Genomic DNA, 14,056 nt, shown 5'->3' on the forward strand with positions numbered 1-14,056 from the left:
TGACGGTTTGAGCCATGAAAATATAAAAAAGTCGGGGGCTTAGCGATTTAAAAAGACGCGGGCGGAAGCGCGACGGGGCGCGCGGCCAGGGAGGCGGCCCGCCACCCTAATTCACGTTGTTGATCTTGTCCAGGAAATCCTCCTTATAGTTGCGTCCTATAGGCAGATTCCCATCCTCCATGATAATGCGGTTGCCGGAGATGCGGCGGATGCGGGAGATATTTACAATATAGGACTTGTGCACCTGCGCGAAGTCGGCCTCCGGCAGTATTTCCAGCCAGTACTTGAGCGACTGCCGGAACATGTATTCCCCGTCGACCAGGTGCACCTTCACGTAGTCGCGATCCGACTCGATGTAGCGTATGCGGTCGTAGACAATCTTGTAGATGGTGTTGTCGGCCTTCTCGAAGGTGTAGCGGTGCGTGCGATGCCCCCCGGCATCCGGTGCCGCACCGCCGGACTCGCTTTCCTCCTCTGTCCCGGCAGGCTCCGTCCCGGCCGGCCTGACGGACCCGCTGCCCTGCAGCGAAGAGACCGCCTTCAGGAAACGCTCGAAAGAGATCGGCTTGAGCAGGTAGTCGGCCACGTTCAGCTCGAAGCCCTCCAGGGCATAGTCGGGATAGGCGGTGGTCACAATCACCTCGGGGGGATCGGCGAGCGACTTCAGGAAATTGAGCCCGGAGATCTTGGGCAGGTTGATGTCCAGGAAGATCAGGTCGATACCGTCTTCCTGCAGGGTCTCCATGGCCGCCAGGGGATTGGAGTGGACGGCGGCCAGTTCCAGGTAGGGCACCTCGTCAATATATTTTTTGAGCACGCCCTGTGCGGGCTTTTCGTCTTCCAGTATCAGGCACCTAATGTTTGCCATGGTGTAGTTTAATTCTCAGATGGACCAGGAACAAGTCGTCCGACCGGCTGATGTGCAGGGAGTGCCGGTTGGGATAGAGCAGCTGCAGGCGTTTGCGCACGTTCTGCAGGCCGATGCCTTCCTGGTCCGGGCGACCGTCTGGCTCCTCGCGGGGCTGCGACCAGCTGTTTTCAGCGCGGAACTCCAGCCAGTCGTCCTCGATGTCAATGTTAATCTGGATCCAGATGTCATCGTCCTGGGTCTGCATGCTGTGCTTAAAACTGTTTTCAATGAAGGAAATCAGCAGCAGGGGTGCAATGCGCAGGTTGTCCGTATCGCCCTCCACCTCGAATTTCACCTCGCCACGGTCTTCCAGGCGGATCTTCTCCAGGTCGATGTAATTGCGGATGTAGTCCAGCTCCTTCTGCAGTGAGACAAACCTCTCATTTGCCTCGTAAAGCATGTAGCGCATGATCTCCGAGAGCTTCAGCAGCATCTGCGGCGCCTTGTCCGACTTCTCCAGGGTGTAGTAGTAGATGCTGTTGAGATGGTTGAACATCACGTGCGGATTGATCTGCGACTTCAGAAACTTGAGCTCGCTTTCCACACGCTCTTTCTCCAGCGCGCTCATCTGCTGGAGGCGTTCCTGGTGGTCCCAGATCAGCTTGAAGCTGCCGAAAATAATCACGATGGTGCCCATGCGCACAAAAGCGTGCGTCACTCCACGCATGCCGAAGTCGATGCGGCGCTCGTCGTCATCGAGCAGCCATTCCAGCACCGTCTCCTCGCCCAGGCTGAAGAGCAGCAGCACGCCCAGGATGACCAGCAGATATCGCCACTGCCGGCCGTGTGAAAGATAGCGCGGTATAAGGGCGAAATTATTGAGCGTGGCCAGTATAAAATAGAAGCCCGTCAGGATCACCTCGTCCAGCTCAAGGTCCATGCCGCTGCTTTCCAGGTCGAGCAGCTCGGGCAGGAAGAGATAGATGATCCACAGGTAGATGAAGACGCTGACCTCGTTGAAGAGAAACGCTTTGACCCTGTTCTGATTCGGCATCCGCTGGCCGTGTCTTTTACATTTTTATACATAGTACGCCATTTTTTGCCACTTCTTCAACGAAATGAGACGTTCAACGCTGTGCCCGCTACGAACGGCATCCTGGGCGGTACAACCGGTTTGTGGGTCGTCATGCGCCGTTTGTACCGGGAGCCGTACCGTTGATCGAAAATAATGGACTTGCAGCGCGCTCACCTCTTTATTTCGGTGTCAACTAAAAATCGCGAATCCATATTGCACCCTCATGGCCTCACCCTCACTCCCGATGCTGCTCCGCCGGCTGACACTGGCAGCACTACTGGCGCTCCTGCCGTTTGCCCTCACTTTCGCACAAGGGCAGCAGGAAGAGGTCCAGGATCAGCAGCTTCCCAACGTTTACCTTGACTGCAGCGGCTACTGTTTCCAGGACTACGTACGCTCCAACATCACCTTCATCAATTTTGTGCGTGACCAGGCCGACGCTCAGGTCCACCTGTTCATCACCGACGCCAACACCGGGAGCGGGGGCAGTGAGTACACGCTGAATTTCATCGGCCGGGGCGAGTACGAATCGAGAACCGACACCCTGGTCTATACCTCCGCCCAGTCGGACACCCAGGACGAGGAGCGCGCCGGACTGGTGCGCTATATCAAGATGGGACTGGCACCCTACGTGGTGGACAGTCCCCTGCTGCAGTACGCCGACCTGACCGTTGATCCCCCGGGCGATAGTGAGCAACAGCAGCAGCAACAGGAGGACAAGTGGAACTACTGGGTCTTCGAGACCGACGTAAGCGGGCAGTACAGCGGGGAGGACCAGCAGCAATCCTACCAGCTCGGCGGTGGTTTCAGCGCCAACCGCACCACCCACGATTGGAAGATCGACCTGGAGGCAGACTATAACTACGAGCGCGACCATTTCGAATTTGACGACCGCGAGGACGTCACCTCCACCTCCATCCGCAAATCCTTCGAGGGCCTGGTGGTCAGGAGCCTGGGTCCGCACTGGTCCGCCGGCCTCTCCGGTAACATCGGCTCCTCCACCTTCAGCAACATCGAGTGGGAGTACGGCGGAAGCCCCACACTTGAATACAACGTCTTCCCCTACCGCGAATTCCAGCGGCGCGAGCTCCTGTTCCAATACCAGGTGACCCCCACCTACAACAACTACCGCGACACTACGATCTTCAATAAGACCGAAGAGTTCCTGGTGGAGCAGTCCCTGGAGGTCAGCCTCGACGTGAACGAAACCTGGGGGTCGGTCAACGCGTCCGTGGAGGGCAGCCACTACTTCCACGATACGTCACAGAACCGCCTCACCTTCAGGACCAACCTTAACCTGCGCATTACGCGGGGACTCGATCTGAGCCTGGAGCTGGATTACTCGCTCATCAACGACCAGATCACACTGCCCAAGGGCGATCTGGACGACGAAGAAATCTTCCTCAGGCGCCGCGACCTGGCCACCTCCTATAACTTCGGGGCAGAAATCGGCCTGAGCTTCACCTTCGGTTCCATCTACAACAGCATTGTGAATCCCCGTCTCGGCGGAGGCGGACGCTTTTAGGTGAAACCCGCCCTTCGCACAAGCGGCGGCGCGAAGCCCCCTGTAAAAACCTATTAAACACGCCTGCTTCCTTTAAGAGCTTGTAAAGGCGTGAACCATCGCGCCGTGCCCTTCGTAACAGGTTCCTCGGACAAACAGAACGGGACACCGTACCAACCAGCTGCCGGATCTGAACAGGGCATCCGGCGGGCCCGTCCCGGTACCGGCGGCGCAAGATAGCGTGCTTCCGCTCGTTTCGGGTGTTCGAGACCGCCCGCACCACTGAAATATTCATTCCAGGATACCGACGTGAAACGCTTATCAACTGTAGTTCTTATCAGCACCGCCCTTTTACTGCAAGCCTGCGGGGGCTCCTCCGGAGACAGCTTCCCCGGCAACTCTATGGCCAACTCCGGCCAGGATGCCACCAGCGTGGAGGTGACCGAAGTTGCCAGCAGCGACATCTCCCGCCAGTACCGCTCCTACGGCACCATCGAGTCCCAGGAGATGGTGGAGGTCACCCCCCAGGTGTCCAACCGCATTACGCAGATTCACGCCGACCTGGGCGACACCGTAAGCCAGGGCCAGGTGCTGGCCGAAATCTACGAGGTGCCCTTCCGCGACGCCTACCAGCAGGCACAGTCGCAGGTGGAGCAGAACCGTTCGGCCTACCGGCGCGACAGCCTGCAGTTCGTGCGCCAGCGCCAGCTCTTTGAGCAGGACCTGATCAGCTCAACGGAATTCGAGAACGCGCGCGCCACCTTCCAAAGCAGCAAGGCGGCCCTGCAGTCGGCCGTCGCCAGCATGACCCAGAGCCGGGAGAACCTGCAGAACACCGACATCACCTCCCCCGTACGCGGGGTGGTGGTAACCCGCAACGTCTCGGAGGGCGACCTTGCCGGCACCGGTACGGTGGCCTACGAGGTCGCTACCCTCACCGGCTACGAAGCGAGCATCTACCTGCCGGTGGAGGAGTGGCAGAATGTGCAGATCGGCCACCCCGTCAACGTGCGTGTCTCCAATCGCCAGGAGATTGCCGGCCAGGGGCGGGTAACCCGCAAGAGTCCCCGCATCGATCCCACTACCGGACTGGGCGAGGTGATAATCAGCCTCAACCAGGCCGGGCCAGGCATCTATCCCGGTGTGCTGGTACGCTCGGAGATCAACGTGGAGACCCACGAGGGAGCCGTGGTCATACCGCGCTCCGCCCTGGTGGAGAATGTGCAGACTCTCATCGAGCCCGAATCGAACACCATCCAGCTGGAGCGCACCTATTCGGTATTCGTGACCGAGGGCGACTCGCTGGCCCGGCGCAGCGAACTGGAGCTGGGCATCGAGCAGGGTGACCACGTGGAGGTGCTCAGCGGACTTCAGCCCGGCGACAGGATCGTGGTGACCGGCCAGCAAAGCCTGGAAGACGGCGCCCGTATCTCCATAGCCGGACAGCAGCCTTCGCCCGGCTCCCCGGCCTCGGAGGGCGAACGGAGCATTGAAACCGTCACCGCCGACTCCGCCGAGGCAGGCGCGGCATCCGGCTCGGCCGGCGGCAACCGCCCCTGACCTCCCGACGCCCCTCCTGCAGAACAACGAAGTACAAATTTCTTTATGAAAGCACTTGCCAAAAAAGCGGTAGAACGGCCGGTCACCTTCCTGATGACCGCGCTGATTGTGATCGGCTTCGGCCTCTTCGGCCTGTCGAACCTGCGGCTGAACCTCTACCCCAACGTAAATTTCCCCACCGTCACGGTCTACACCACCTACGAGGGGGTGGCGCCGGGCGACATTGAAACCCTCATCACGCGTCCCATCGAGGAAAACGTGGGCAGCATCAGCGGGGTGCGCAAGGTGCGCTCGCAGTCCAGCCAGGGCACCTCTGTGGTGAAGCTGCACTTCGACTGGGGCACCGACCTCTACCGGGCCGAATCGGACGTGCGCAAGCAGCTCGACATGGTGCGGCGCACCATCCCCGACCAGGCCGAGCAGCCCATCGTATACTCCTACGATCCCAACCAGGAGCCCATCATGGTGCTCACCCTCACCTCCGACATCCGCAGCCCGCGCGAGCTGCGCACCATCTCCCGGCAGGACGTGGAGCAGCACCTGGAGCGCATCCCGGGCATCGCCTCCACCACCACCGCGGGCGGCTACGAACGGCAGATCAATATCGAAATCAGCAACGAGCAGATGCGGGCGCACGATCTGAGCATCTCCTCCCTCGCCAACACCCTCGCCCAGGAAAACGTGCAGGTGCCCGCCGGCGAGCTGGTGGAGGGGCGCACCATCTACTCCCTGCGCACCATCGGGGAGTTCCAGAATGTCGAGCAGATCCGCAACACCGTCATCGCCGTGCGCGACGGTCAGACGCTGAGGCTGCAGGACGTAGCCACCGTGGAGGACGGGGTGGCGCAGCCCATCGGCGGCGTGCACGTGGCCGGGCAGGAGGGCGTGATCGTCAACGTCTACCGGCAGAGCGACGCCAACGTGGTGACCGCCGCCGGCAACGTGGAGGAGAGCATCGCCGAGCTGGAGAGCCAGCTCCCCGACGACGTGAGTCTGGAGGTGCTCACCAACGAGGCCAACTTTATCGAACTCTCCATCAGCAACCTGCTGTGGACCGGCCTGCAGGCCGTGTTGCTGGTGGTGCTCATCCTGCTGGCCTTCCTGCGCAACGGCCGTTCGGCCCTCATCATCGCCATCTCCATACCGGTATCCATCATCGCCACCTTCAGCATCATGGACTGGGCCGACCTGAGCCTGAACATCATTTCGCTCAGCGGACTCACCCTGGCGGTGGGACTGGTGGTGGACGACGCCGTGGTGGTTCTTGAAAATATCTTTCGATTCCGCGAGGAGGGCGAGGACAAGCGCACGGCGTCCGTATGGGGCGCCCAGGAGGTGGCCGTACCGGTCGTGATCTCCACCCTCACCACCCTGGTGGTCTTCCTGCCCATCCTCTTCGTGCCGGGCATCGCGGGCTTCCTTTTCCGCGACCTGGCCCTCACGGTCTCCTTCGCCCTGGCCGTCTCCTCCATCGTGGCCCTCTCGCTCATCCCCATGATGAGCTCGCAGATCCTGGAGCGCCGCTCGGAGATCTCCGGAACTGACTACAACTACTTGAAGTCGCTGCTGCGCTGGAGCCGCGGTTCGACCTGGAAACGCCTGGCCGCCGCTCCCCTGCTGCTGCTCGGAGCCATCGTCTACCCCCTCTGGTGGGTGCTCTACAAGACCGGCCGGGGCATCGGCAACCTCTTCAACAAGACCATCGCCCCGGCGCTGGGCGGATGGCTCGACCGCATGGAGGCCTGGTACCGCAAGACCATCGACGGACTGGTGGACCGCAGCGGCACCGTGATTGCCGCGGCTGTGCTGCTCTTCGCCGTCACCGCGCCCCTCTATCTATTCCTCGGCGGGGAGTTTTTCCCGCAAGTGGACGAGAACGGATTTACGCTTGAAGTGCAGCGCGAGCCGGGCGTGAGCCTGCTCGAGCTGGAGCGCACCATCTCGCAGGTGGAGGACATTGTCGACCGCAATGTGCCCGAGGCCCGCCTGGTGGTCTCCGACTACGGCGACCGGGAGGGTATCGAGGGGGCCGAAAACCCCGGCGGGTACCAGGGCTCCGTGCGTATCGAGCTGGTGCCGCAGGCAGAACGCCAGCGATCTCAGCAGCAGATCACCTCCGCCCTGCTGACGGAGCTGGAGTCGGTGCCGGGAGCCGATATTCAGCAGGTGCGCAACGACCCGCTGACGCCCGACTCCCAGAACGGGCTCATCGTGCAGGTCTACGGCTTTGAACAGCAGCAGCGGACCGAACTCGCCAACGCCGTGCAGGGCGAACTGCGCGGAATCGACGGCATCGTCAACGTTTTCAGCTCCTCCGATGAGGGGCGCCCCGAGCTGCGGGTTACCATGGACCGCGAGCGTATTTCCCGCCTGGGCATGAACACCTCGCAGGTAGCCAGCGCCCTGGGCAACGCCGTGCAGGGCAACCTGGCCACCACCTACGTGGACCGCGGCATCGAGTTTGAAGTGCTGGTGCAGCTGGACCGCATGGACAAGACCTCCACGACCGACCTGCGCAACCTTCAAATCCAGACGCCCGACGGTAACTGGGTGCCCCTGAGCAGCCTGGCCCGCATCGAGCGCTACAGCGGTCCCACCAACATCATCCGCATCAACCAGGAGCGGGTCACCGAGGTGCGCGCCGAGCTGGCCGGCATGGATCTCAAAAACGCCTCCGATCAGGTACGCGCGCAGCTCGGCCAGATCAACTGGCCCGAGGGCTACCGCTACGAGGTGGCCGGCACGGCGGAAGACCAGGCCGCCTCCTTCGGGTACCTGGCCCTGGCCTTCATGATTGCCAGCATCCTCACCTACATGGTCATGGCCTCGCAGTTCGAAAGCCTGGTGGAACCCTTTATTATCATTCTCACCATTCCGCTGGCCCTCACCGGCGTGCTGCTGATGCTCTGGATCACCGGCACTGCCGTGAGCGTGACCGCGATGGTGGGACTCATCCTGCTGGCGGGCATCGTGGTGAACAACGGCATCGTGATGATTGACTACATCAAGATCCTGCAGGCCCGTGACTTCGGCCGCCACGAGGCCATCGTCCGCGGGGCCACGCGCAGGCTTCGTCCCATTCTCATGACCGCCTTCACCACCGTGCTCTGCATGGTGCCCCTGGCCCTGGAGCTGGGCTCCGGCTCGGAGACGTGGAGTCCCATGGCCCGAACAGTCATCGGGGGACTTACCGCCTCCACCCTGCTCATGCTCTTTGTGGTGCCCTGCCTCTACAACGTGGTCAACCGCATGGTGGAAAACTTCGGCTTCGACGCCGTGCACAAGATCGACCCCCTGCAGCTGGGCGGCGAACCCGAAACACAGCCCGCAGGTGAATAGCCGAACCGCAACACGACCCGCACGAACCCAGCCATGAAAAAATTCAGCCTCGCCGGACAGATCCTCAGGCGCCCGATCTCGGTGATCATGATCACCCTTATCTTTACCGGGTTCGGCATCTTTTCGCTCACCAACCTGAAGGTGACGCTGCAGCCCTCCCTGAACATTCCCATCCTGGCCGTCAGCACCGGCTACGGCAACGTGGCGCCCGAGGACATGACCCGCCTGGTGGTGGAACCCATCGAGGGGGCCCTGGCCGGCGTGCAGGGCATCGAGGAGCTGCGGGCCAACGTCAGCAAAGGCAACGCCTTCATCATCATGGAGCTCAAAAGCGGGGTCGACATGCGCCGCACCGAACTGAAGGTGCGAGAGGAGATGAACCGGGTGCGCAGCGAACTGCCCACCGAAGCCTCCGAGCCGGTGATTTTCCAGTTCGATCCCGAGATGTTCCCCATCATGAGGCTCAGCATGGACGCCCCCAACCGGGGACTGGACGAACTGCGCAACCTGGGGGTGGAGTTCATCGAGCCCCGCCTGGAGCGCATCCCCGGGGTGGCCTCCGCCGACACACGCGGCGGACTGCAGCGGCAGATCTACGTGAACGTAGACCCCATGTCCCTCGCCCAGTACAATATGATGCCCTCCGAACTGGAATCGGCCCTGCGCTCCAACAACGTGCAGCAGCCCATCGGCAACATCGTCTCCGGCCGGCAGAGCTACAGCGTGCGCGCCCAGTCGATGTACCGCAACATAGAGGAGATCCGCCAGACCATCGTCACCACCACCGCGGGCGGCGTGCCCGTGCGGGTGCGCGATGTCGCCGAGGTGGAGGACGGTTACGCCGATATCAACACCCTGGTGGAGATCAACGGCAACAACAGCGTCTCCGTCGAGGTGCAGAAGAAATCAGACGCCAACACCCTCGACGTGACCAAGGCGGTGGAGGCCGAACTGGCCACCATCAACGCCAACCTCCCGCCGGGAGTCAACCTCGAAATTCTCAGCAACAGCGGCGACAACATCGAGGCCTCCATCTCCAACCTCACCCAGACCGCCATGGCCGCCCTGGTGGTGGTCATCCTGGTGCTGCTTGTTTTTATGGGAGGCTGGCGAATCTCCCTGGTGGTGGGCGCCACCATCCCGGTCTCCCTGGCCGCCAGCTTTGCCGCCATGTACTGGGCCGACCTCACCCTCAATATCCTGACCATCACCGCCCTGGCCCTGGCCGTGGGACTGCTGGTGGACAACGCCATCGTGGTTTCCGAAAGCATCGCGCGCAAGCTGGAGGAGAACCTTCCCCGCTTCCAGGCCGCCCTGGAGGGCACCAACGAAGTTATCGGAGCCCTGCTGGGCGCCACCCTCACCACCCTGGGCGTCTTCGTGCCCATCATCGGCATCTCCGGGGTGGCGGGACAGTTTTTCAGCCAGTTTGCCCTCACCATCAGCATCGCCATCAGCATCTCCTTCCTCGCCTCCATCCTGCTGGTGCCGGTGCTCTCCCTCCTCGTGCTCAACAACGCACAGTTTCAGAAGGAAGGGCTGACCAAGCGGCTCACGCGCAAGGCCGAAGGCTGGTATTACCGCAGCCTGGAGTGGCTGATGTACCGCAAGTGGGTGGCCCTGGTCTTCGTCATCGGCATCATCGGCGGGTCGTACCTGATCTACAACAACCTGCAGACCGCCTTCTTCCCGCAGAGCGACAGCGGACAGGTGAACGTGGGCGTGGAACTTCCCGCCGGTACCAAGCTGGTGCGCACGGCTGACGTCATGCGCCGCTTCAGTGGACAAATTCGTGACATGGAAGAGGTGGAGACGGTCATCACCACCATCGGCCGGCAGGGCTTCAACACCCGCACCAACGGGGGCAACATCTCCGTGGAGCTGGTGCCCATCTCCGAGCGCGACGTCAGCACGCCCGAATTCTCCCTGCGCCTGCGCCGCCAGCTCACCGCGCCCGGCGTGGAAGTGAATATCGGCGGAGGGGGAGGTGGCGGCGGGGGCTTCGCCGGCGGGGGCAATACGGTGACCCTCAGCCTTATCGGCCCCGAGGTGGAGACCCTGCAGGCTATCTCCAACCGCATTGAGAAGGTGATGATGGCCGACACCAGCGTGATATCGGTGGACAACGGCAGCACCGAGCCCACCCCGGAACTGCAGTACCATGTGGACCGCCAGCGCATCAACCGCATCGGCTCCTCCCTGCAGCAGGTGGCCACCGCCCTGAAGACCCAGGTGCAGGGCACCCGAGTCGGCTATTTCCGCGAGGAGGGACGCGAGATTCCCATCATGGTGCGCGCCCGTGAGAACGCACTGCAGAGCCGCGAGGAGCTCTTCGACCTGGAGGTGGCGCAGTCCGGCAGCCTCCGCGTGCCCGTGGGCGCCCTGGGCTCCTTCCAGAGCGTGCAGGGCGTGGAGGAGATCAGCCGCCGCGACCGGCAGACCGTGCTGGACGTGAATATTGAGGTGGCGGGCAACGTGTCCCAATACCGCCAGAAGATCGTAGACGTCATACAGCGCGAAATTGCAATGCCGGAGGGCTACCGCTACGAATTCACCGGCGCTACCAGCGAGGAGCAGGAGGGAATCAACGAGATCCTGTTCTCCCTCCTCTTCGCCCTGCTGCTGACCTACATGATCATGGCCTCGCTCTTTGAGAACTTCCGCGACCCCCTGATCATCTGGTTCAGCATTCCCCTGGCCTTCTTTGGCGCTCTCGCGGGACTGTGGATCCTGAACACGCCCATCGGGGCCACCGCCTTCATCGGCATGTTCATGCTGGTGGGAATCATCGTCAACAACGGCATCGTGCTCGTGGACTACATCCATATCTATACCAAGAACAACGAGTACACAGACTCCGTCTTCAACAACGTTATGGAAGCCTGCAAGCGGCGGATGCGTCCCATCCTCCTCACCGCCCTCACCACCATCTGCTCTATGATACCCCTGGCGCTGGGACTCGGCCAGGGTGGGGAGATCTGGGCGCCCCTGGCACGCGCAGTGATCGGGGGACTCTTCTTCGGCTCCGTGCTCACCCTCTACGTGGTGCCCGCCTTCGTCATGGGCATCAGCAGAAAGCGGAGGGAGGCTGTACGAGATCACCTGGAGCAGAAAAAGAGCTAGGGAATGTTAATTTATTCGCTGGAATTGCATATAATAGAGCGTGATTCGTACGTTTTACCCATAGTTAAACCAAGGGTTTAATCAAGACAGGCATCGATTCATCACCTACCGTCGAACTCCAAAGTGACCTGACCATGAGCAGATCAAAAGATTTTACGCTCGGACTGCTTTCCGGCGCCCTCATCGGCTCCGTCGTCGCCCTTCTCTACGCGCCCGACAAGGGCAGCAACACCCGCGACGTTATCTCCTACCGGCTCAGCAACTACATGGACGAGCTCTCCCACCTTATCGACAAGCTCTCCCATGAGAAGGAGGCCATCTCCGATGCCAAGCGTAAAGGCGACGAGGTGGTGGAGGACGCGCGCCAGCGCGCCGAAGACCTCATCCAGGAGGCGGAGGACCTGCTGGGCAACATCGAAGAGGCCAAGGAGTCGAACAAGAGCGGGGAAAAGGCTAAAAACTAACGCCCGGAAGACTCCTGTTCCACGGCTTCGGTAACTTCGAACTCCACCTCACGTCGGACCTGCTGCCCGCTTACCCGGTCGGTCGTCTGCAACCGCAGCACGTAGCGGCCCGGCTCCAGACCCGCGGCCTTGATGGACAGATTTTCGGTAAACCGTGATTCCAACTGCTCGAAATTCAGCGTAAGACTCAGCTGGTCTCGCCGCTCCTGGGTCCACCCCATGAAATTTACGGGCCGTATTTCGTAGTCCAGGCTGAAGTCCCGTATCCCCTCTTCTCCGGCCTGCAGATGATACACTTCCACATGCAGGGCCAGCTCCTCGCCTTCCGGCACCTGTCGGTCATTGGCGACCACAAAGGGAAGAAAACTGTCCGATGAAGCCGAGTCGGAAAGAGCATAACCGAATATCAGGTCGCCCATCTGCAGCTGTGAAGGGTCGGGGTCCAGCGGCTCCGGCTGGGGCACGGTCAACCGGCCCAGTCCCCGCATGTGATTAGGAAAAGCGGTTTCGTACTGGGGCGCACTGGCCGGATGACGGTTGTGAAGCTCGGCGTAGAATTGCTGGCTCACCTGCTGGCCGGCATAGGGAATCGCAAAGGCCGAACTGCTGGTGGTCTGCATATCGGACCCGTCGATGGACATGGTCGGCTGGTAACGGGTGCCCGACAGCGTGCGGCCGTCCGATCCCAGAAGCCGGACCCCGTGATAGAGCTCGTAGCTGGAGACCATCACGCGGATCTGCTCCTGCTCGTTCAGTCCGGCAAACATAGAGTCCTGGTTGACCGAGAGGTCTTCCAGGAATCGCTGCTGCGGCCGGCTCTCCATAAATGTGGCAAACACCGGCCGGTTCTGCTCGTCCAGCAGACGATACTGGTGTACCTCCAAGGGAATTACGCCCAGATCCTTGATGTTGGTCGACGCCTCGCCGGGCGCCTCGTTCGAGCGGGACCGGGCCTCATGAACATGCTCCTGCCGCGCAATCTGAGCGTACTGCTTCCCGGGTGGATTGCCCCCATTGGCTTTCATCAGCCGGGACTGCAGCTGGTTGTAATGCTGGGAGAGAATGGCATCTATTCCCGCCGCCTCCTGGTACACCAGGTACTGCAGGAGCATGGCTGGATTAATGGGATAATCCACGTCACCGCTCATTCCCTGGTAGGCGTAGCGAGACGTGAGGGAATAGGCGGAATTGGGAATAAGCTCGTCCAGTGCGGTTATATGCCGGAAGGAACCGCCTTGCACCTCACCGAACAGCTTTACCATGTTCTGGCGCATATCAAGGTAGCGGCCCTCGTAGATCCATACCTCGTAGCGGGGCGGGGGATTAAAAAGCTGGTCCACCGCATTCTGCATGGCGCGGGCAAAGGTATGGTCCGTGTCCATCCTCCAGGCCGTCAGAAGCTGGTTGGTCAAGTTGTAGGCATCCTGGCCTGAAATACCGAAGGTATCAGAAAATTTCCGCTCCGGCTCCCCGTATTGCACATAGGTTATGCCCCGGTCGTCGGTGCCATAGGCGCTCCCGTCCCCCCGGGTGAAGTTCACCCGGGCATAGGCAATCCGACGCCAGTGTTCCACCAGCCGCTCGTTGTAGGGGGTAGCCGGCGTTGGATCCCTGGCATCCCACCACCTGTTCATCTGCTCAAGCAGCGCCGGGTCGCCCGCCTCCAGCAGGCGGTTCCACTCGGCCCGCCGCTCCTCGTCCAATAACGGTTCCAGGTAGGCCAGCTCCGCCTCGAGGGGCTCTTTCTGCAGGGTCACGTCCTCTCCCGACAACCCCCACCGGTACATGGCCGAAGCCGCCGCGTAGTAGTCCTCCAGCTCCTGTTCGGTCGCCAAGCGGATGTAGTTGCGGCCCACCCGCAGGCTCGGGTGGTCCAGCCGGGTTTTAGCCGACAACCAGATGGTGAGCGCTTCTTCGTAGTCACCCCGCTCTTCTGCCTGCAGTCCCTGCTCGAAGGGGTCATCGTCCAGAGATTGTTGAGCATGCGCTGTGAGGTTACACGCAAGCAGCAGGGCAACGAGCAGAAAGCTTTTCATACAAGTATAACGACTATACGTAATTTGTAGTATATCATACATTATTATAGGATAAGATACGATATCCTTTCCATGGTCTCGATTTATTTCTCCCGACCTTTCCAC

The 14,056-nt window shown here is 61.2% G+C and carries 8 protein-coding genes; 5 read left to right on the forward strand and 3 right to left on the reverse strand.

Going from position 1 to position 14,056, the window contains the following annotated elements; translation table 11 throughout:
- Positions 1–106: 106 nt before the first annotated feature.
- Both U5K31_06000 and U5K31_06005 read right to left on the reverse strand, forming a co-directional pair.
- Entirely contained in the window at positions 107–868 is a 762-nt protein-coding gene (locus U5K31_06000) for a LytTR family DNA-binding domain-containing protein (protein ID MDZ7772280.1), read from the reverse strand.
- Positions 855–1,904: a histidine kinase gene (locus tag U5K31_06005; GenBank protein MDZ7772281.1), complete on the reverse strand. Its 1,050-nt coding sequence runs from the start codon at positions 1,902–1,904 to the stop codon at positions 855–857. The genes U5K31_06000 and U5K31_06005 overlap by 14 nt, the downstream gene beginning before the upstream one ends.
- Before the next feature lie 244 nt (positions 1,905–2,148).
- Between U5K31_06005 and U5K31_06010 the strand changes: the two genes are divergently transcribed.
- From U5K31_06010 to U5K31_06030, 5 genes are all read left to right on the forward strand, one after another.
- The gene (locus U5K31_06010) at positions 2,149–3,450 is read left to right on the forward strand and encodes a DUF481 domain-containing protein (GenBank protein MDZ7772282.1); all 1,302 of its coding nucleotides are present in this window, start codon (positions 2,149–2,151) and stop codon (positions 3,448–3,450) included.
- Positions 3,451–3,738: 288 nt separating this feature from the next.
- Positions 3,739–4,989 carry an efflux RND transporter periplasmic adaptor subunit gene (locus tag U5K31_06015; protein ID MDZ7772283.1) on the forward strand — a complete coding sequence of 417 codons (1,251 nt, stop codon included), beginning with the start codon at positions 3,739–3,741 and terminating at the stop codon, positions 4,987–4,989.
- Positions 4,990–5,034: 45 nt separating this feature from the next.
- Complete coding sequence (locus tag U5K31_06020) at positions 5,035–8,328, forward strand: efflux RND transporter permease subunit (protein ID MDZ7772284.1); 3,294 nt, start codon at positions 5,035–5,037, stop codon at positions 8,326–8,328.
- Between the two features lie 33 nt (positions 8,329–8,361).
- Positions 8,362–11,451 (forward strand): efflux RND transporter permease subunit, encoded by a 3,090-nt coding sequence (locus U5K31_06025; protein ID MDZ7772285.1) that lies wholly within the window; start codon positions 8,362–8,364, stop codon positions 11,449–11,451.
- Between the two features lie 134 nt (positions 11,452–11,585).
- A complete protein-coding gene (locus U5K31_06030) occupies positions 11,586–11,915 on the forward strand; it encodes a YtxH domain-containing protein (GenBank protein MDZ7772286.1) in 330 nt (109 codons plus the stop codon).
- Here the strand turns inward: U5K31_06030 and U5K31_06035 are convergent.
- A complete protein-coding gene (locus U5K31_06035) occupies positions 11,912–13,951 on the reverse strand; it encodes a GWxTD domain-containing protein (GenBank protein ID MDZ7772287.1) in 2,040 nt (679 codons plus the stop codon). The two genes, U5K31_06030 and U5K31_06035, sit on opposite strands and share 4 nt — an antisense overlap.
- Positions 13,952–14,056 lie beyond the last annotated feature (105 nt).

It is taken from the genome of Balneolaceae bacterium, assembly GCA_034521445.1.
Lineage (GTDB): Bacteria > Bacteroidota > Rhodothermia > Balneolales > Balneolaceae > JAXHMM01.

Coding starts and splice junctions, on each gene's coding strand:
- U5K31_06005 (MDZ7772281.1), bottom strand. CDS start 1,904: ATGCCGAATCAGAACAGGGTCAAAGCGTTTCTCTTCAACGAGGTCAGC.
- U5K31_06035 (MDZ7772287.1), bottom strand. CDS start 13,951: ATGAAAAGCTTTCTGCTCGTTGCCCTGCTGCTTGCGTGTAACCTCACA.
- U5K31_06025 (MDZ7772285.1), top strand. CDS start 8,362: ATGAAAAAATTCAGCCTCGCCGGACAGATCCTCAGGCGCCCGATCTCG.
- U5K31_06030 (MDZ7772286.1), top strand. CDS start 11,586: ATGAGCAGATCAAAAGATTTTACGCTCGGACTGCTTTCCGGCGCCCTC.
- U5K31_06010 (MDZ7772282.1), top strand. CDS start 2,149: ATGGCCTCACCCTCACTCCCGATGCTGCTCCGCCGGCTGACACTGGCA.
- U5K31_06020 (MDZ7772284.1), top strand. CDS start 5,035: ATGAAAGCACTTGCCAAAAAAGCGGTAGAACGGCCGGTCACCTTCCTG.
- U5K31_06000 (MDZ7772280.1), bottom strand. CDS start 868: ATGGCAAACATTAGGTGCCTGATACTGGAAGACGAAAAGCCCGCACAG.